13 protein-coding genes are annotated in these 19479 nt (G+C 68.2%); 8 read left to right on the top strand and 5 right to left on the bottom strand.

Annotation, left to right across the window (positions count from 1 at the left end; all coding sequences use genetic code 11):
- Positions 1-180: 180 nt before the first annotated feature.
- On the bottom strand, positions 181-2820 hold the full coding sequence (locus U742_RS0100780) for a glycosyltransferase (protein ID WP_051660747.1): 2640 nt from the start codon (positions 2818-2820) through the stop codon (positions 181-183).
- On the bottom strand, positions 2817-4286 hold the full coding sequence (locus tag U742_RS0100775; protein WP_029349059.1) for a DUF6212 domain-containing protein: 1470 nt from the start codon (positions 4284-4286) through the stop codon (positions 2817-2819). Before U742_RS0100775 ends, U742_RS0100780 begins: the two co-directional genes overlap by 4 nt.
- A gap of 397 nt (positions 4287-4683) precedes the next feature.
- Here U742_RS0100775 and U742_RS0100770 point away from each other — a divergent pair, with 397 nt between their 5' ends.
- Positions 4684-5679 (top strand): glycosyltransferase, encoded by a 996-nt coding sequence (locus tag U742_RS0100770; RefSeq protein WP_197028135.1) that lies wholly within the window; start codon positions 4684-4686, stop codon positions 5677-5679.
- 102 nt (positions 5680-5781) lie between these two features.
- Here the strand turns inward: U742_RS0100770 and U742_RS0100765 are convergent, their stop codons facing one another.
- Positions 5782-6906: a DegT/DnrJ/EryC1/StrS family aminotransferase gene (locus U742_RS0100765; protein ID WP_029349055.1), complete on the bottom strand. Its 1125-nt coding sequence runs from the start codon at positions 6904-6906 to the stop codon at positions 5782-5784.
- 286 nt (positions 6907-7192) lie between these two features.
- On the opposite strand from U742_RS0100765, the gene U742_RS0100760 reads away from it, so the two are divergent.
- Genes U742_RS0100760 through U742_RS0100745 form a run of 4 tightly spaced genes read left to right on the top strand, consistent with a single transcriptional unit; the run spans position 7193 to position 15582 of the window.
- Positions 7193-10930, top strand: a complete 3738-nt coding sequence (locus tag U742_RS0100760) for a glycoside hydrolase family 99-like domain-containing protein (protein WP_051660745.1) — start codon at positions 7193-7195, stop codon at positions 10928-10930.
- A gap of 33 nt (positions 10931-10963) precedes the next feature.
- Complete coding sequence (locus tag U742_RS0100755) at positions 10964-12355, top strand: hypothetical protein (protein ID WP_156034090.1); 1392 nt, start codon at positions 10964-10966, stop codon at positions 12353-12355.
- A gap of 15 nt (positions 12356-12370) precedes the next feature.
- Complete coding sequence (locus tag U742_RS21810) at positions 12371-13945, top strand: glycosyltransferase family 39 protein (RefSeq protein WP_038360124.1); 1575 nt, start codon at positions 12371-12373, stop codon at positions 13943-13945.
- A gap of 29 nt (positions 13946-13974) precedes the next feature.
- Entirely contained in the window at positions 13975-15582 is a 1608-nt protein-coding gene (locus U742_RS0100745) for a glycosyltransferase family 39 protein (protein ID WP_029349049.1), read from the top strand.
- On the opposite strand, the gene U742_RS21805 is transcribed toward U742_RS0100745, so the two are convergent.
- Together U742_RS21805 and U742_RS0100735 are read right to left on the bottom strand one after the other, a co-directional pair.
- Complete coding sequence (locus tag U742_RS21805) at positions 15557-16606, bottom strand: class I SAM-dependent methyltransferase (protein ID WP_051660744.1); 1050 nt, start codon at positions 16604-16606, stop codon at positions 15557-15559. The genes U742_RS0100745 and U742_RS21805 overlap by 26 nt on opposite strands.
- A 135-nt stretch (positions 16607-16741) precedes the next feature.
- Complete coding sequence (locus U742_RS0100735; RefSeq protein WP_029349045.1) at positions 16742-17404, bottom strand: acetyltransferase; 663 nt, start codon at positions 17402-17404, stop codon at positions 16742-16744.
- A 218-nt stretch (positions 17405-17622) separates the two neighbouring features.
- Between U742_RS0100735 and U742_RS0100725 the strand changes: the two genes are divergently transcribed.
- The 3 genes from U742_RS0100725 to U742_RS0100715 are packed head-to-tail and all read left to right on the top strand — an operon-like array spanning position 17623 to position 19468.
- Complete coding sequence (locus U742_RS0100725) at positions 17623-18039, top strand: VOC family protein (RefSeq protein ID WP_029349042.1); 417 nt, start codon at positions 17623-17625, stop codon at positions 18037-18039.
- A 22-nt stretch (positions 18040-18061) separates the two neighbouring features.
- On the top strand, positions 18062-19144 hold the full coding sequence (locus U742_RS0100720; protein ID WP_029349040.1) for a WD40/YVTN/BNR-like repeat-containing protein: 1083 nt from the start codon (positions 18062-18064) through the stop codon (positions 19142-19144).
- A 12-nt stretch (positions 19145-19156) separates the two neighbouring features.
- Entirely contained in the window at positions 19157-19468 is a 312-nt protein-coding gene (locus tag U742_RS0100715; RefSeq protein ID WP_038360121.1) for a ubiquitin family protein, read from the top strand.
- Positions 19469-19479: the final 11 nt, after the last annotated feature.

The following is a 19479-nucleotide window of genomic DNA, read 5'->3' as shown; positions in this document are numbered from 1 at the left end:
CAGAAGAGGAGCGATAAGCGCGCGGAACGGCAGGAATCCGCGATTATCCGGCCGCAGGACCCGAAAAGGACCGTGCCGGGCGCAGGGCGCGCGTCAAACGGCCCGTGCCATGGCCCGCAGCTCCAAGGCATGATGGCTAAGGAAAAGGCAGCGTTGCCCGCGCGACAAGCTGCGCCGCTGTCAGCGGCGCTTCTGGGCGCCGAGGCTCGCGAGTTCGGGCACGATCTTCTCGATGCCCGGAATGTCGCGCCGCCGGGCGGCGATCAGCTCCTCGAGGCGGCCCAGCAGGGGCGCGACGCTGCGCGACCATGTCAGCCCGTCGGCCGAGGCAACGGCACGCTCCGACATCGCGGCAAGGAGCGTGCGATCGGCCGCGAGGCGGTCCATCAGGCCGATCATGTCCGCCACAGGGTCGTCCTCCTTCACCAGGAAGCCGTCCTCGCCATCCGCGATGATCTCGCTGACCGCGCCGACATCGGTCGCCACCGGCACGACGCCGTACATCTTCGCCTCCAGTATGGAGAGCGGCGCGCCCTCGAAGCGCGACGGCAGCACCAGCACGTCGGCCCATTCGTAGATGTCGGCGATGCCGGCCTCGTCATAGACCGCCGGCTGCACGGCGTCCGAGAGATGGCCGAGCGAGCCGGAAAACCGGCCGACGACCGAACCGCCTATGACGGAAAGCCGGAACCGCGTCGGCTCCGTCCGCAGCGCGGCGAACAGGGCGAACAGCCGGTCCATGCCCTTCTGGAAGTCGAACCGCCCGAAATAGACGACGTTCAGCGGTTCGCCGGCGGCATGGCGGCGCGCGCGCTCGGCCCGCGCGGCGGCGATCCGCGCCTCGTCGCGATTCATGCCCGGCGCGTTCGGCACCACCGCGATCTTGTGGCCAGGGACGCCCATCATGCCGAGCTCGGTGGCGAGGCGCCGGGAGCAGGTCAGCATCAGGTCGGTCGCATGCTCATAGGCAAGGCCGATGATCGGCAGGCCGACCATGCGCCCGCCGAGCGTGTACTCCAGCAGATGCAGATAATTCACCGTCACGACGCCGAGCTTGCGCAACGCCGCGAACGAGCCGAGCGCGTCGGCCGCATGGCAACTGAAGACCGCCTCATAGGCCGAGAGCAGGCTGGTGAGGTGCGTGCATTCCTTCGGAGCGCTGAGGCTGGGCAATTGCGTGCCGAGATAGGCAAAGCCGTCGAAGCGGTTGAAAGGGAACTGGTCGACGATGAAGGTTGAATCGAACGCCTCGGCGTGGTCGCCGCGCAGCGCCAGGCTGGAGGGGCCGAGCACGAAGAGATCGACCTCGTATCCGGCCCGGCGCATTTCCTTCGCCACGAAGGTGGTGACCTTCTCGACCCCGCCGAACTCGACGATCGGCAGCGCGAAGGCGATGCGCCCGCGGCGCGACCCGACCTTATTGCTCGCAATGCTGCCGTCGAACTTCAGGCGGGAGGCGATCGCGAGATCGGCGAGATCGTGGGTCCCCACCGCGACGTCGTACCGGCCGCCCCACGGCAGGGGAAAGCCCGCCTCGCCCAGTCGCAGGCAGAAGTCGACGAGCCGGCGCACCGCATCGCCGCGCCCCTCGAACGCGTCGGCACCCTCCGGCAGAGCGAGCCTGCGCCGGCAGAATTTGATGTCGGGATTGGCCGTCAATATGCCGTTGGCCAGCGCCCGGCCCGGATCGACGATCACCCGCCGCAGCGCGTTCATCCGTATGCCGATGGCGTGGACCGGCACATCGGGCGAGTACTCTGCCTTCTCCAGGCTGATGCGGCCGCCTTTTCCCGGCTCCAGCGACCAGGCGACGATGTGCTGCTCCTCGAGCTGGAACTCCATGTCCCAGAGCAGGGAATTGAGCAGGCCGTAGGAGGCCAGCCGCTCCAGCACCGCGCCCGACGCCATGACGACGTAGCCGCCCGCCGTATGCCAGTTGGGCCGGGCGCTCGCCTCGCGCAGGCGCTGCGCATAGGCGTCGAGCGAAAGCGTCTCGCCTTCGAGCCTCGGATCGCTGGTCAGCCTCACTTGGCCGCTATCGGTGTCGATGATGGCGTAGCGCGGCGCCTCGACATGCTCCAGCGCGCTGAGCACGGAAAGGTCGCTGCGCCACGGGTGCTTGCGGTCCATATAGGCGAGGATGGATTCCGCCACCCGGTGCGATTCCGACAGCATGCTCTCGGCGCGCTTGCGGTAGCGGAAGCCGGAATCGGGCAGGTGCTCGCCGCGAAAGCCCCGTTCGAGGCAATTCAGCCAGAACTCCCAGTCCTCGAAGCCCTCGCGCATCGCCTCGTCGAAGCGCGCGCCGCTCCTGAAGACGCGGGTGCGCACCAGGCTGCCCGCCTCGCAGATATTGCTGGACATCAGCCCCAGCCGGCGGAACGGCCCGGAATAATCGGTGTTCCACTCGAACCCGAACATGCGGATGTCCGGGTAGAACCAGTCCGCCGGACGCTCGGCCAGCGCCCATTCGAAGCGCGCGAAGGCGTGGGGTTCGAGACGGTTGTCCGCATCGAGGAAGAAGATCGCCTCGCAGGCGGGAAAATGTTCGAGCGCGTAGGTGATGCCGCGATTGCGCGCGCCGCTCAGCCCGCGATTGATCTGGCGGAGGTAATGGATGTTCGGATGAAGGTCGGAGAGCCCGGCAAGGGTCGCGGCCGTCTGCACGTTCGGGCAGCCGTCGTCGACGATGACGACCTCATGCTCCTCGAACGAAGGCTGGGCGAGCAGCGAGGCGAGAGCGTCGAAGACCAGCGCGCTGTGGCGGAAGACCGGGATGACCACCGCGATCTTCGGGGTCGCTGCGTCGGCGGATGTCACGCGAGAGCTCCGGCACCATGTTCCGGCTCGATCTCGGCGACGAGCGAGCGGAACAGCGCCCAGCTATAGCGGCTGTCCGGGGTCGGGTTGCGGGTGGCGAGCACGATGTCGATCTCGCCGGTCACCGGCTCCGGGAAGCGGAAGACGACCTCTCCCTCCTCGTCGGCGAGCAGGGACAGCCAGTCGACCTTGGCATCGGCCGCGCTGCCGGCCGGCTCGCTCGCCTCGCGCCCGCGGATGAGACCAAAGCCGCGCGGCCTGGTCGCCTCCTTCGCCGGGGCGAAGGGATAGGCTTCGCCGGCGATGCCCGCCCAGAGCGCGAAGTCGGCGGGCTGCGCCTCGGGATGCCCCAGCCGCACCTTCGCCCGGAGCGTGCGCACCCGCCGCGCCGGCAGGCGCGCGATCACCGCGAGAGTCGGCACGGCCCCTTGCGGATGCACTTCGAGGGCGCCGGCCTCCGTCCGCCACTTGATCAGACTCGCGTCGTGCGGACCGGCGGGCTCGACGAACGGCAGGCGGTCGGTCAGCGGCAGGGTGGTGCCGACCTTGCCGGTGCGCGCGAACAGCACGCCTTCCGCCGGATGGCCGATGCCCGAGCGCGGCAGGTCGACCGCCGGCAGGCTGCCCCACACGCGCAGCGCCAGCACGCCGGGCGCCTCAGGCGTCGCCGTGCCGAGTCCGATCTCGCAGCGCTCGGCCTGCTCGCCCCGGACCTTGATCAGCACCGGCTCGACCATGGCGCGCTCGAAGGACGGGCAGTCGAAGCGGTTCCAGCCGGACCGGATCTGCGCTTCCTCGACGCGCCAGCTCGCGACGCGCTCGCCGGACTGCTGCCCCACGAGCTCGACCCGGACGATGCCGTTGGAGATGCCCGGCCGGCAGCGCAGCATGAGGTCGAAGCCGTGGATCGCGTCATGCACGCCGTCGATCGGCTGGCGGAGCTCCCCGGCCAGCGGAACGTAATCGCCATTGGGCGGGATCTGGAAATTCAGCACCGGCCCGGTCGTGACCAGCACGACCTCCAGGACCTTCTCCAGCCGCCGCACGGCGCGCTCGGAATGCTCCAGCGCGATGCGCATCGTCCCGAGCTGCAGCGCCGCCCGGCCGGCTTCCACCGCATGGGCCGCCGACAGGCCGGTGAGCCGCCCGGTGACCCAGGACATCAGCCCGCTCTCGTCGCCGGGGCGATATTGATGGACCGGAGGAATGGTCGAGAATGCCGGCAGCAGCGCCGATGCGACGCTCTTCAGCCGCTCCAGCGTCGCCGCGTCGATGTCGCCGACGATCACCCCGGCCGGGAAGCCGCGCACCGCGTTCTCGGTAACCTGATCCGGATCGCCGGAGGACAGCTCGCTCATGGAGAGCGACAGCAGCGCCTCGATCGGAAGGATGCGGAGATGGTCGCCGAGGCCGAGCTGGCCGAGCGTGGCCTCGAGCTCCGGCGTCGCCAGTAGTATGACTTTCATCGCCGCCTCCCGCCCCAGCCGCACCGCGCGAGGGCGATCCGGCAATCCGGACCACGGCCATTTGCCGACGCAATGCGCGACACCGCGCTCGACTGGATAGACGCGAACATGGAGCGGCTTTATCGCACGCCCAGTGGCGAGGCAAGAATCTCGGGCGGGCGGAAAGCGCCGGAACCGCTCCGCCACCGCCGGTCGGGTGGCATCATGATCCGGCTGATGCACGGGCGCCACGCTCCGCCCGATAGACAACCTCTGATGCTAAGCTCGATTTGAACTCCTCCAGCGCGCATGCCATAAAGTTCCGCGAAGTCATCTGGGGCGGGGGTTTCGGCGAACGAAGCACCCTTGGGGAGGGATGATGCTTCAGCGCCTGCGCCACGCCTTGGGCGGAACCGTCGTGCCGGAATCACTCGATGCCGGCAATGGCACGGGTGAATCGCTGCTTCAGCGCGTCCTCCGGCGGAACGATCCGGTATCGCCGCTGCTCTATGAGCGCCTCGCCCTTCTCGAGAAGACGGTCAGCGAAGCCGGCGGCATCGAGGCCTTGCGTGCGCAGATCGCCGAGCTGAAGCAGGAGAACACCGAGCTCAGGGCGCTGATCCGCCACGAGGCCCAGCGCGTCGACTATGTGCTTGGCGAGATCGAGGGGCTGGCGCCGCTGCGCGAGGAGTTCCACGCCGCCCGCAAGACCGCTGAATACCAGCTCGCCTTCACGGAAGCCGAGCCGCTGGTCACCGTGGTGGTGATCACGCACAACCGCTCGGAGCTGCTCGTCGAGCGCTGCATCGCCTCGCTGCAGGCCCAGACCTACAAGAACCTGCAGATCGTCATCGTCGGCGACTACTGCACCGACGACACCGCCGAGCGCGTCGCCGCCGTCGGCGACAGCCGCATCGAGTTCTACAATCTGGACCGCCCGTCGATCTATCCGCCGCCCGGCCGCGACCGCTGGTGCGTCGCCGGCACGATTCCCGGCAACCATGCGCGCGACAAGATTTGCGGGCGCTTCATCACCCATCTCGACGAGGACGACACCTACGAGCCGGAGCGCATCGCCCTCGCGGTCGAGACCGCGCAGCGCAACCGCGCCGACCTCGTCTGGCATAAGTTCTGGTTCCAGCAGCCGGACGGAAGCTGGAAGATGTGGGGCAACGGCCTGATGGAATATGCGCAGGTCGGGCTCGGCATGACACTCTACCACAGCTTCTTCAAGCGCCTGCACGCGGACGTCTATGCCTATCGCGTGGGCGAGCCGGGCGACTGGAATTTCATCCGCCGGATCAAGCACCTGCGCCCGCGCATGCACTTCATCGACCAGCCGCTGACGTCCTATTACCGGCTGCCGGAGCGCACGCCCTTCGTGCCGCGCCCGGACGAGACCTATCTCGACTGAGCAACCTCAGAGCCTACCCCGGAATTGGGTCGGGTGATCGGCCTGGACCCTCTCGGCCGTCATGGCTAGGCATGACGGCCCGGGGCGACTTCCGTCAGGCCCTCAGGAGGCCGTCGCCAGCGCGGCGGTGAAGACCGACCAGATCTCGTCGGCCTGAGCGGCCTCGGCGCCGTCATAGATCGGCAGGCACACCGCCCGGCTGGAAAGCCGCCTCGCCTGCTCCGGCGGAGCCTCGCCCTCATAGGCGAGCGGCGGGAAGTAGTAGCGTCGGACCTGCAGCCCCGACGCCGCGCTGGCGGCGATCAGCGCTTCGACCTTCACACCTTCCGGCAGCCGGAGCGCGAAGCACTGCCAGGGCGAAATCTCCTCCTGCCCGACCGCGCAGAAGGTCTCGATGCCGACCTGCGCGGCGTGGAGGTTGTAGCGCGCCGCCATCGCCTGGCGCTGCGCCAGCCGGCGCGGCAGATAGCGCAGCACCACCCGCGCCATCGCGGCGGTGAGCTCGTCCATCTTGCCGTTGATGCCCTGCCCCGGCTTCAGGCTGCCGAGCGTCCACAGGCCGAAGTTGAATGCCGAGCGCAGCTCGTTCTCCATCGCCGCCGGCCCGATGGCGATCCCGCCCTCGCCCACGCCGAACGGCTTGGTGGCGTGCAGCGAGAACAGCTCGATCGCCCCCGGCACGGCATAGCGCGCCACCACCTCGCGGGAGACGCCGAGCCCGGCGGCGTTGTCGATGATCAGCGGCACGCCGGCGCGCCGGCACACCTCGGCGAGCGCGCTCATGTCGCCCCAGATGCCGTAGGGCCTGACCGCGATCACCGCCCGGCAGCCGCGCGCCGCGATCGCCGCCTCGGCGGCGGCCGCGTCCAGCACGCCGGTCGTGGGATCGACGTCGCCGACCACCGGTTCCAGCCCCGCGCCGCGCACGGCCGAGAGCGTCGCCGGAAAGGTGAAGGCGGGGATCAGCACCGGCCCGTCCACCTTCAGCGCGATGAGGGCGCCCGACAGTCCCGCGGTGCAGTTGGCGCAGGTCACGGCGACCGTGTCGGTCAGGTAGGCGGCCTCGATGTCCTCTTCGAGGGCGATCGAGCACGGGCCGAAATTGGAATAGAAATTCGCCGCACGCGAGCGTGCAAACTCCTCGGCCACCTCGGCGAGGTCGGGCAGCCGGGGCCGGATGAACGGATACCGGTACTGCGCGACGACCGAGAAAACATCAGGCTTCATTGCCACCCCACCAGACGAAGCGCCGAACGCAGCAAGGGCGTCATCGTCGAATTGTCCAACGATATCCGAAGGACAGGCGAAAGGGCACGAGCCGGAAGCGCGTTTCTCCTTATCCAGTCGCGCTTCGCGGGTAAAGCGCTTCCAATTCGCGCCGCACCCCACATTGGGTGCAGGCTTGGAACATTGACAATGTATTGGGTGGCTCCTACAGCACCCCTTGGGGCGGCAAGGAACACAAGATTTCCCGCCCTCGGCAGGCGGAACCGGACGGACCCAAGGGCAGCACGTGGCGATCAGTTCATCAGCGATTCGGCGTGCGCTTTCGAGCGGCCTGATCGACGGGCCCTGGTACATCGAGCGCTACGCTCTGCCGCCGAAGACCTCCGCGCTCAGCCATTTCCTCAGCACCGGCTGGCGCAAGGGCCGCGCGCCCAACCGGTATTTCGATCCGGACTGGTACCGCGAGAGCAACCCGGCCGTCGCCGCCGCCGGCATCGATCCGCTGACCCATTATATCGAGCAGGGCGAGGCCGAGGGCCGCTGGCCCTGCCGCGTCTTCGACCCGGCCTTCTATGCCAAGACCTACGGCGTCGAGCTCGGCGGAGGCGCCGCCCTCGCCCATTTCGTGCGCGATGGCGCCGCGCAGGGGCTGCGGCCGAACGCGTGGTTCGATCCTCACCATTATATCGAGAAGAACGTCGACCTTCCGCGCAACGTCGCCATCGCCGCCAGCCACTACATCGAATGGGGGCACAAGGAGCGCCGGGCCGTCAGCGCCGAGTTCAACGCGCCGTGGTATCGCGCCCACTACCAGATCGGCACCGAGGCCGACCCGATCCAGCATTATGTGACGGTCGGCCAGGCGCGCGGCTTCGCGCCCAACCGCGAGGCCATTGTCTCCCCGGCGAGCGAGGTGCGCCGCTACAGCGCGCCCGGCTCCGGCTTCGAGACGCTCGACCGCTCGATCATCACCGCCGGCCCTGCCCGCGCCAAGGCGATCGCCTTCTATCTCCCGCAATTCCACGCCATCCCGGAGAACGATGCCGCCTGGGGCACGGGCTTCACGGAATGGCGCAACATCTGTCGCGGCCAGCCGCGCTTCGTCGGCCATTACCAGCCGCGCGTGCCGCGCGACCTCGGCTTCTACGACCTCACCGATCCGCAGGTGATGCGCCGGCAGATCGAGCTCGCCAAGGCGGCCGGAGTCCACGGCTTCTGCTTCTATTATTATCAATTTGGCCGGCAGCGGGTGCTGGAAAAACCAATTGACCAGTTGCTCGCCGATCCCACCCTCGAAATGCCGTTCTGCCTGCTGTGGGCGAACGAGAACTGGACCCGCCGCTGGGACGGACAGGAATCGGAGATCCTGCTCGCGCAGAACTACGACGAGGACAGCGACCGCCATCTGATCGAGAGCATGGCCGCCGCCATGTCCGATCCGCGCTACATCCGCGCCGAGGGCCGGCCGCTCTTCTTCGTCTACCGGCCCGGCATCATCCCGGGCATGCGCGCCCGCACCGAGCGCTGGCGCAAGCTGTTCCGCGAGCGCGGCCACGACCCGTGGCTGCTGATGGCGCAGTCCTTCTACGACCATGATCCGACGGATTACGGCCTCGACGGCGCCGTCGAGTTCCCGCCGCACAAGCTCACCACGGTCGCCAGCCCGATCACCGACACGCTCAACGTCCTCGATCCGCATTTCGAGGGCCTGGTGTTCGACTATGGCGACGTCGCGCGCGCCTCGCTCGAATATCCCGAGCCGTCCTATCCGCTGATCAAGACGGCGGTGCCCTCGTGGGACAACGACGCCCGCCGCCAGGGCACCGGCACGACGCTCGCCAACGCGACGCCCAAGGCCTATCAGGACTGGCTGGAAGCACTCGTCGAGCGTGCGCGCGAGAAGCCGTTCGCCGGCGAGCCCTTCGTCTTCATCAACGCCTGGAACGAATGGGCGGAAGGCGCCTATCTCGAGCCCGACGTGCATTTCGGCTCGGCCTATCTGAACGCCACGGCGCGCGCCGTGGTCGGCTCCGGCGCCATCGCCGCTGCCAGCGAGCCCCACATTCTGCTGGTCGGCCACGATGCCCACCCGCATGGCGCGCAAATGACGCTGCTGAACCTCGGGCGCTGCTTCAAGCGGCAGTTCGGGGTGCGCGTCAGCTTCCTGCTTCTGGAAGGCGGGCGCCTGCTGCCGCGCTATGAGGAGATCGGCGACGTCGTGGTCACCAAGCCCGGCGACGCGGACTTCGCCCGCAACATGGCCGAGCTCGCAGAGCGCGGCATCGGGCTGGCGCTCACCAACACCGTCGTCACCGGGGCGGTGGTGCCGCAGCTCAAGAAGCTGGGCATGCGCGTCGTCTCGCTGGTGCACGAGCTGCCGCGCCTCATCCGCGAATTCGGCATCGAGCAGCCGGCCCAGCAGATCGCCCGCCAGAGCGACGTAGTGGTGTTCGCCGCCGACCTCGTGCGCGAGGGTTTCGAGACCGCGGCGGCGCCGGTGGCCGGACAGAGCCTGATCCTGCCGCAGGGGCTCTACGCCGAGATCGTGCCGCAGCCCGGCGCGGCGGCCGCCGTGCGCAAGGAGCTGGATCTGGCGCCAGAGGCGCGCATCGTGCTCGGCGTCGGCTATGCCGACCTGCGCAAGGGCATCGACCTGTTCCTCGAGACCGCGCGCCATGCGGCGCTCTCCGACCCCGGCCTCGTCTTCGTCTGGGTCGGCGCGCTGGAGCCCGCGGTGGCGACCTGGCTCGCGCCGGCGGACGAGGACGGTGCGCTGCCCTCGAACGTCCGGCACATCCCCTTCACCAACGACATCGGCCGCTATCTGCAGGCAGCGGACGCCTTCTATCTCACCTCGCGCGAGGACCCCTTCCCCTCGACGGTGATCGAGGCCCTCGCCTGCGGCCTGCCGGTGGTTGGCTTCGCCGGTCGCACCGGCACCGGCGAATTGATCGAGCGCTTCGGTCGGCTGGTGCCTGCCTTCGACACCGCCGCCGCGGCGCGCGCGCTACGCGCCGAGATCGATGCCGACGCACCGGCGAAGGTCGAAGAGCGCAAGGCCGTCGTCGCTCGCGATTTCCGCTGGTCGGAATATGCCTTCCGCCTGCTTCAGCAGCTCCGGCCCGCCTGGAAGCGGATCTCGGCCGTGGTGCCGAACTACAATTATGCCCACTATCTGGAAGAACGGCTCGACAGCATCTTCCGCCAGAGCGTGCCGGTCTACGAGATCATCGTGCTGGACGATGCCTCGACCGACGGCAGCCTGAAGGAGATCGAGCGCGTCGCCCGCGAGCGCGACCGCGTGGTCCGCATCGTCGCCAATGCGGCCAATTCCGGCTCGATCATGAAGCAGTGGGCCAAGGCGGCGAATGAGGCGAGCGGCGATCTTTTGTGGATCTGCGAGGCGGATGACGGCGCCTCGCCCGATTTCCTCGCCAAGCTCGTGGCCGAGTTCGGTCCCGACACGGTCATGGCCTGCACCGATTCCCGCCAGGTCGACAGCGACGGCGGGCTGCTCGCCGAATCCTACGCCTATTACTTCACCCGCTTCGTCGGCAGCGCCCTCAGCCACAGCTTTCATGCGCAGGGGCGCGACTTCGCGGCGAACTATCTCTCCATTGCCAATCTGCTGATCAACGTCAGCTCGGTGCTGTTTCGCCGCGAGACTCTCGTCGAGGTGTTCGAGCGGGAAGTCTCGGAGCTCCAGCATTTCCGCTTCGCCGGCGACTGGCTGGTCTATCTCGGCATGTGCCAGGCCGCGGGCGACGTGTTCTTCTGCGCCGAACCGCTCAACGTGCATCGCCGGCACACCAACAGCACCACTCAGCTCACCGCGCCGGAGCGTCACATCGACGAGGTGGTGCGCGTGCACCGTGCCTTCGCCCGCCTGTTCGGAGCCGGCGAGACCCTGCGCGAGCGTCAGCGCACCTATCGCGGCGAACTGCGCGACCAGTTCGGCCTGCCGCCGGAGAAGGGTGACGCCACCGCTCCCGCCGACCCGGCCGATGCGCCGCTCGAAGCCTAGGCGGTCGCCCACCCATCCAGGGGGTCGGCGCTGATGGCGCACCCCTCTTCTGCCGCCGTCTCGTCCGCAAGGATATGCCGGGTCGCCGACCGCGCGGCCCGTCCCGCTGCACTGGTGCTCTGCGGCGTTGCGGCGCTGTTCTTCTTCCTGGTCCTGCTGCCGCCGGCGCGCCCCTTCCCCTACAGCGACGACTGGGTCTATCCGCGCCTCCTGGCGGCGCCCGCCGGCGAGCTGTTCGCCTGGTTTCTCGCGCCGAACAACGATCATTTCATTCCGGTGATGAAGGTCGTGCAATTCGGCCTGCTGCAGGCCGGCGGCTTCGACTTCCGCGTGCTCATCGCCCTCAACGCCGTCCTCGCGCTGGCCGGCGCCCTGTGCTTTCTCGCCGCCGCGGCACGCTACCGGGGCGGCTCGCGCGTCGGCGACCTCGTCATTCCCCTGCTGCTCCTCAATCCCGCCTTCGCCGCCTTCGGCTGGGGGTTCGCGGCGCAGTTCGTTTTCTCCGTCGCGTTCAGCGCCATCTTTCTGGCGGCCTTCGTCACCTCAGCGAACCTGCACAGCCGCCGCTGGCTCGTCATCGCCTTCACCGCGCTCGGCCTGTGCGCGCTGAGCGGCATGAACGGCCTGATCGTCGCCGGCATCACGGCGCTTTTCCTTCTTGTCGCGAGCTTCTGCACCGCCAATGCTCCCCTCGCCCGCGCCACCCGTTGGGGAAGCGCGATGGTGCTGCTGCTGTGCCTCGTCGTGCTGTGGCAATGGCGCCCGTCCGGCGCCTCGATCTCACCCCTCGCGACATCGCCGGAGCGCATCGGCGAATGGCTCTACGGTATCGCGACCTCGAGCTTCGCCGTCGCCGCCGTGCTTTCCGCCGGCTGGTGGCGCGCCGTACTGGTCGCGGTCCTCGTGGCGCTGGCCGCGATCCTCGCCGCGCGCTCCTCGATCCGGCACATTGCGGCGCGCGACATGCGCCTCGCCGATGCTGCGCTCCACGGCATCTTCTTCGGCCATCTGGTGATGCTGGGCGCCATCGTCATGGGACGTGCCGCGCAGGGCGGATGGGGTGGCGGCAATGAGGGGCATTACGGCTTTCTCACCGTGCCGCTCGTCATAAGCGCGTGGATCATCGTCTCCTCGCGCCTGCCCGCCCTGCCGGTGGCGGCCCTCGGTGTCGGGCTCGTCATCGCCTATGGCGCGGCCTTCCTGACCGGGGCCGAATGGCGCCTCGGCTTCGTCCGCTCGACCGCCCCGCATCATGCCGAGATCATGGAGGCGTTCCGCTCCACGGCGCCGAGCGCGGAGATCGTGGACCGCTATCCGCTCGATCTCTTCTTCATCGACAACCCCGACATACGGCGCCAACTGACGTCCGACATAGACGCCCTTCGAACAACGGGAAGTCCGCTCTACACTCACCGCACCAGATGAGACGGGCCGACGGAGATGCGCGGGACGATCGACAACAGCGTGCTGTCCGAGACGGCCTCGCCCCGCATGGACAGGGCCTGCTCGGTCCTTCTCAGGACGCTGTTCGTAGTGTCGTTTCTGCACGCGCTGTTCGTGATGGCGATCGGGACCAGCCAGCCGCTGCTCGATCATCACAGTTTCCGGCAGACCCAAACGGCGGTCGCGAGCTACTGGATGCTGCACGGCAGCTCCTGGATCGCCTATGAGACGCCGACGCTTGGGGCACCCTGGTCGGCTCCGTTCGAGTTTCCGACCTTTCAGTGGCTGGCGGCGATCATCGCCTGGTTCGGCGTGCCCCTGGACATGGCCGGCCGCGCGCTGTCCTTCGTCTTCTTCCTCGCGGCGCTCTGGCCGCTGCGCATTCTCTTTCGCGAGCTGCGCCTGAGTTCCGAGAGCTATCTCGCGACGGCGGCGCTATTCCTCGCCTCCCCGATGTACCTGTTCTGGGGGCGTGCCTTCCTCATCGAGTCCTGTGCGTTGTTCTTCGCCCTGTTCTGGCTGGCGCTGCTGGCGCGTTATCTCAACCAGCGGAACTGGCGTGTCGCCGTCGCCGCGATCGCGATGGGAGCTTTGGCGACCACGACCAAATCGACAACTTTTCCGGCCTTTGCCGTGCTTGGCGGCGCCGGCTTCGTCTGGGCCATCCTGCGCGAGCGGCAGGCCGGTCGGCCGCTGGCCGACCTCGCCCGGCTGACCGCAGCCTGCGCCGCCATCGCCCTCATACCGCTCGCGATAGGGCTGGTCTGGGTCGATTATTCCGACCGGCTGAAGGAGATGAACGAATTCGCGAGCCACCTGACCTCCAAGCGCATGGCCTGGTGGAATTTCGGCGATCTCAGCCAGCGGCTGAGCCGCACATTATGGATCGAGACGCTGATCGAGCGCGTGATGCCCGAGCTGCTCGGCCGGCTGTGGCCGCTCGCCATTGGTGCGCTGGTCGCTGCCGCGTTTGATCGCTGCAACTTCGCGCTCGTGGCAGCCTTCACCATCGCCTTCCTGCTGCCCTTCGTGACCTTCACGAACCTCCACATCGTCCACAACTATTACCAGGTCGCGAACGGGCTGCTCCTGCTGATCGCCATCGGCATCGGGCTCGGCACGCTGCTCGCCGGTCGCGCCGCGCCATTGGCGCTCTTCGCGCTGGTTGCGGTCACGGCGGGTCAGATCGTCTATTTCCAAAAGACGGCCATGCCGATCATCACGTGGGACTACGGCAATAACAGGCTCTGGCGCATCAGCAGGGTCGTACAGGCCAACACCACCCCGGACCAGGGCATCATCATTATCGGCGATCCGTGGTCCTCGGTGCTTCCCTATTATACCGAGCGCAAGACCTTCAGCCTCGCCGAGCCCTTCCCGGCCGAGCAGGTGGGGCGCGTGTTCGACGACCCCGGAAAGTTCCTGGGCGGTCTTGCGCTGGGAGGGATCGTCTATTGCGCGGATCGTCTCGCGATCTATACCAAGACGGCGCCCTTGATCGAGGAATTCGTCAGGGGCAGGCAGGTGCTCGGCGAGTATGAGGGCTGCCAGTTCCTCGCACCGACGCGCTAGAAACGCATCCCCGAAAGGCACTGGGCGGCATGCTGGACGTTCCGGACGACAGCCCTCTCGCACGGCTCATTCCCAAGGACGAGGACAGCGCCGGCCGAATCCTGCGGATCCTGCTCCTGGTGGTGCTCGTCCATGCCGTCGGCGTGCTGCTGGTCGGCATCACACAGCCGCTGCTCGACCTCCACTCCTTCCGGCAGACTCAGACCGCGCTCAGCGTCTACTGGCTGGCGCAGGGCGGCCCCTGGCTCGCTTACGAGACGCCGGTCGTCGGCGCGCCGTGGTCGATCCCCTTTGAATTTCCGGTCTATCAGCTCGTCGTCACCGGTATCACGAGCCTCGGCGTGCCGATCGTGATCGCTGGGCGCCTCGTGTCGTTCGGCTTCCTTATCGGCACGCTCTGGCCGCTGCACATGCTGTACAAGGAGCTGCGCCTCGGTCCGGCGGCGTGGCTCGCCAGCGCGGCGCTGCTCCTTGCCGCTCCGATGTATGCCTATTGGAGCCGGACCTTCCTGATCGAGACCTGCGCGCTGTTCTTCTCGGCGCTCTGGCTCGCCTTGCTGATGCGCTACCTCACCCGCGACAGCCTGCTGGCGGCGCTGGGCGCCACGCTGGCCGGCAGCCTCGGCATGCTGGCGAAGTCGACGACGTTCCCGGCCTTCGGGGCCGTGGGCGCGTTGGCCGTCGCCATCTTCCTGCTGCGCGAGATGCGCGCGCACCGGCCGGCCGGGACGATCCTGCGGCGCGCTTTTATGTGCGCGCTGGCCGGCGTCCTCCCAGTTGTCGTCGGCATGGCGTGGCTCGATTATTCCGATGCGGTGAAGTCGGCCAATCCGTTCGGCCGGATGCTGACCTCGGCCTCGCTGTCGCTATGGAACTTCGGCGACATGCAGCAGAAGCTCAGCACCGCGCTGTGGGACGACGTGGTGTGGCGCCGCGTGCTGCCGGAAGCGCTGGGCACGCTCTCCCTGCTCGGCCTCGCCCTCGTCGCGCTGGCCTTCACGGCGCGCCGCACGGCGCTGGCCGCCACGCTGGCGCTGGTCGGCTTCCTGTTCCCCTTTGTCGTGTTCACCGGGCTGCACTCGGTGCACAACTACTATCAGGTCGCGAACGGCATCTTCCTGCTGGCGGCGGTCGGCATCGGCATCGGCCGGCTCAACGACGCCGGCTGGCGCACCGCCGCCGCCATCGTTCTGGCGGCGCTGGTCGCCGGCCAGTTCACGACCTTCTACCAGCGCTTCGCGCCTGTCGTGACGCGCGATTACAGCGACAATCACCTGCTGCGCATCGCGACGCTGGCGAAGGAGGCGACTACCCCGCGGCAGAGCCTCATCGTCATCGGCGACGACTGGGCCTCGACCGTGCCCTTCCATGCCGAGCGCAAGGCGCTGGCGCTCGCGCCCTGGTTCCCGCTGCCGCTGTTCGAACAGGTCTTCGCCAATCCGCAGGCCTTCCTCGGCGAGCGGCCGCTCGGCGGCATCGTGCATTGCAGGAGCGAGCTGCCGCTCTACAAGGAGCACATCCCGGCCATCGAGGCTTTCGTGAAGGACCGCGCGGTTCTCGGCTCCGCCGGCGGATGCGAGTTCCTCTCGCCCGACCGGCAGGCACGCGAGCCTAGCGCCGCCCCCACAGGCGGCTGATGCCGGCCCAGATCAGCTTGGCCGCCGAAGAGAACGGCTTGCGACGCAGCTTCTCCGCCTGCTTGGCGCCGCGCGCGGCGAGCGTCTCGAGCTCGCCGACCTTGACCGAGGTCTGCGCCAGCGCTTCCTCGAGCTCGTCTATCCGCGCCGAGGAGCTGATCAGCGCCAGTTCCAGCTCCTCGATGCGGGCGCCGCGCTCCTCCACCACCGACTGGGCGAAGTCGAGCGACTTCGTCAGGTGGTCGCGGGTGGCGACGTGCTCCTGCATCGAGATGAAGCCGGCGCCGATATAGAAGCTCGGGCCGAGCACCGGCAGCTCCGCCGCAGTGGCGAAGGCGATGACATAGGGCGCGCGCGGCAAGCCGGGCGACAGCTCGAACAGCTCCTCGCCGCGCTGCTCGATGGTGAGCGCCGGCGCCGCCGAGGGGCCGTCCTGCGCCAGCAGCGAGCCGTGCATGATCCGCTGCAGCAGGTATCCGACCTTCGGGAAGTAGCCCCCGAGCAGCTCGGCGAACTCGACGCGCGTCAGCTCGCGGACATGATAGGGGTTGGAATCGTCGTCCGGCGCCGAATAGATGTCGCGGTCCGGCGTCGAGACGATGAACAGCCCGTCCGGCTTCAGCACGCGCTTCACCTCGCCGAGGAAGCGCTCATGCTCGTAGAAATGCTCGATGGTCTCGAACGAGACGACGAGATCGACCGAGGCATCGGGCAGCGGGATGTCGAGCGCGCTGCCGGCCACATATTCGAGGTTCGGGCGGCCATAGCTCGCCTGCGCATGGGCGATCGATTCCGCGTCGATGTCGACCCCGACCACGCGCTCTGCCACCTGCGCAAGATAGGCCGAGCCGTAGCCCTCGCCGCAGGCGACATCGAGCACCACCCGCCCGCGCGCTAGCTGGCGGGCGTAGAAATAGCGATGCAGATGCTCGAATTCGATCTGGCCGCCGACCTCCGAGGTCATGCGCTCGCCGGTGAATTCCAGCGCGTGCCTCGGCACTTCGCGCTTGAAGATCTCTCCCATAGGTCCGGTCTCTCGCGGCGCTCCGCAGGACGGAACGACCGGCGGCGTCTGGTGTGTTGGCAGGCCTGATCGGCCCGAAGGGCATACCGTGTTTCGGTGGTGCCGCCTAGAGCGCGCCGCTGCGCGGCGGGCGGCTCACAGCAGCTTGTGGATGCGGTCGCTGGTCACCCGCAGCGGCCTCTCGTGGGGCCCCTTCAGCACGCTCCTCGGCGGCACGTTGGTCGCCACGACGCCGCCGTTGAGGACGGCCGTTTCCTCGCCGAGCGTCACGCCGGGCGTCAGCCGCGCACCGCCGGCGAGATAGCAGCGGTCGCCGATGATGGAGCGCCCTCCGAGCTGGCAGACGGCGGACAGGAAGCAATAGTCGCCGAGAACGCAATCATGGCCGATCAGGCTGCCCGACCAGCAGATCAGGCCGTCGCCGATGACCGTGCCGGGCTGGATGATGCAGTATTCGAGGATGATCGGCGCCTCGCCGATGTGCTCGGCGTAGATCTGCGCGGTGGGATGGATGAAGGACGCCAGCGTGTAGCCGCGCGCCTTCGCCTCGGCGTGCTTGCGCAGCCGGAGCTGGTTCATCTCGCGATGGCTGACCGGGCCGAGGATCTCGACGCTGCCCGGCGGATGCGTGATCTCGAGGTCCTCCCAGGCGAAGATCGGCCGGCCGTCGAATTCGCCCTCGCCGATGAAGGCCTTGTCGGTGGTGTAGCCGAGCACGCGGTGGTCGGTATCCCGTTCCAGATAGACACGCATCATGCGGGCGGCATAGCTCGCCCCGAAGATTATGACATCGCTCACTTGGCCGCCCCCCGCTGCGCCGTCCGGCTGCCCACGAGGTAGCCCAGCGGGGCGCGCCGTTCAATCGCCAACAGCCGGATATACTCCATGCCGCCAACACGGGCTGACGGCGGAGAATTTTTCTACGCGGTCTGTCGGGGCGAGGCAGGCCCGAACGTTCCTTGAAGGCGAACCCCGTCCGGCCGCCGCGCCGGACCGGCTCAAACGGGAGAACCGCCATGATCGTCCAGCCTTATCTATTCTTCGAAGGATGCTGCGAGGAGGCCGTCAACTTCTACGCCAAGGCCCTCGGCGCCGAGATCACCATGATGCTGCGCGTGAAGGATGCGCCTGAGCGGCCGCCGGAAGGCGCCATGCCGGGGCTGACGGACGACAAGATCATGCACGCCTCGTTCCGCGTCGGGCAGACCATCGTCATGGCCTCCGACGGCGGCTGCAGCCAGGCATCGGAGTTCAAGGGCTTCCGCCTGTCCATCACCGCTGACACCGAGGCTGATGCCGACCGCATGTTCGCCGCGCTGGCCGAGGGCGGTTCGGTCGACATGCCGCTCGGGCGCACCTTCTTCTCCCCGCGCTTCGGCATGCTCACCGACCGCTTCGGCGTCGGCTGGATGATCGTCATGGACGGCCAGTGAGAGACGGCGGGAGGAAACAGCCATGACGAAGAAGGTCCTGCTGCTGATCGGCACCCGGAAGGGCGCCTTCATCGCGGAGAGCGACGCCGGGCGCCGCTCGTGGGAGCTGCGCGGTCCGTTCTGCGAAACATGGCCGATGAACCATGTCGTCGCCGACCCGATGACGGGCGTCATCTATGCCGGCGGCGGCAATGAATGGTTCGGCCCGGCCGTGTGGAAGTCGGAGGATTTCGGCCGGAGCTGGACGCACTCCAGCAACGGCCTCGCCTATGAGGCGGGCGAGACGCCGATCAAGGCGGTCTGGAGCCTCGCGACGGGACGCGAGGCGCTCTATGCCGGCGTCGATCCGGCCGGACTGTTCCGCAGCGAAGACGGCGGCGAGACCTGGACCCATGTCGAGGGACTGCAGAAGCACCCTTCCCGCCCCGAGTGGAATCCGGGCGGCGCCGGGCTGATCCTGCATTCGCTGGTACTCGACCCGGCCGACCCGGACAGCATCTGGGTCGGCATCTCGGCTGCCGGCGTGTTCCACAGCGCCGACGGCGGAGCGACATGGGAGGCGCGCAACCGGGGCACCCGCGCCGACTATATGCCGGAAGGCCAGAACTACCCCGAGTTCGGGCAGTGCGTGCATTGCGTCGTCATGGCGCCGGGCAGGCCAAACCGGCTCTACCAGCAGAACCATTGCGGTATGTACCGCTCGGACGACGGCGGCGTCACCTGGCAGAGCATCGAGAAGGGCCTGCCCTCCTCCTTCGGCTTCCCCGCCGCCGCCCATCCGCGCGACCCGGAGACGAGCTATCTGATCCCGCTGAACGGCGACATCTCCGGCCGCTTCATGCCGAACGCGCGCGCCGCGGTGTGGCGCACCCGCGACGGGGGCTCGACATGGGAAGCGCTGCGCCGGGGCTTGCCGCAGGAGGGCGCCTATTTCAACGTGCTGCGCCAGGCGATGGCCACCGACCGGCTGGAACCGGCCGGCGTCTATTTCGGCACCAATTCCGGCGCCCTGTTCGCCAGCGCGGATGAGGGCGAGGAGTGGGCCTGCATCGCCCAATACCTGCCGACCATCACCTCGGTCGAGACCGTGGTGGTGGCGAGCTGACGGGAGGACCGCATGGACCAGCGGGCCAGCCTCATCGAAACCGCACCGGCTGCGGAGCGGCCGGTGCTGGTACGACTGCCGCCGCATCTGACGGCGCTGTTCCCCGGCGCCGAGCGGCTCGTCGCGCTCGATGCCGCCAGCGTCGCCGGAATGGTCGACGCGCTGGAGGCACGCTGGCCGGGCATGCGCGACCGCCTCTGCGATTCGACGCCGGCGATCCGCCGCCACATCAATGTCTTTGTCGGCGGCCGGCGCGCGACCTTGGAAACAAGGCTGGCGCCGGGCACCGACGTCTTTGTCATAACCGCCATCAGCGGCGGCTGAGAACCGCCGCA

Origin of the sequence: Allobosea sp. 117, from assembly GCF_000702305.1 — a bacterium.
In the GTDB taxonomy this organism is placed as follows: Bacteria; Pseudomonadota; Alphaproteobacteria; order Rhizobiales; family Xanthobacteraceae; genus Ancylobacter.
This window is presented reverse-complemented; position numbering and strand designations above follow the sequence as displayed.

Excerpts from the sequence above, each read along its gene's own strand:
- U742_RS0100775 (WP_029349059.1), bottom strand. The coding sequence starts at position 4,286 with ATGAAAGTCATACTACTGGCGACGCCGGAGCTCGAGGCCACGCTCGGC.
- U742_RS0100765 (WP_029349055.1), bottom strand. The coding sequence starts at position 6,906 with ATGAAGCCTGATGTTTTCTCGGTCGTCGCGCAGTACCGGTATCCGTTC.
- U742_RS0100755 (WP_156034090.1), top strand. The coding sequence starts at position 10,964 with ATGGCGCACCCCTCTTCTGCCGCCGTCTCGTCCGCAAGGATATGCCGG.
- U742_RS21810 (WP_038360124.1), top strand. The coding sequence starts at position 12,371 with ATGCGCGGGACGATCGACAACAGCGTGCTGTCCGAGACGGCCTCGCCC.
- U742_RS0100745 (WP_029349049.1), top strand. The coding sequence starts at position 13,975 with ATGCTGGACGTTCCGGACGACAGCCCTCTCGCACGGCTCATTCCCAAG.
- U742_RS21805 (WP_051660744.1), bottom strand. The coding sequence starts at position 16,606 with ATGGGAGAGATCTTCAAGCGCGAAGTGCCGAGGCACGCGCTGGAATTC.
- U742_RS0100725 (WP_029349042.1), top strand. The coding sequence starts at position 17,623 with ATGATCGTCCAGCCTTATCTATTCTTCGAAGGATGCTGCGAGGAGGCC.
- U742_RS0100720 (WP_029349040.1), top strand. The coding sequence starts at position 18,062 with ATGACGAAGAAGGTCCTGCTGCTGATCGGCACCCGGAAGGGCGCCTTC.
- U742_RS0100715 (WP_038360121.1), top strand. The coding sequence starts at position 19,157 with ATGGACCAGCGGGCCAGCCTCATCGAAACCGCACCGGCTGCGGAGCGG.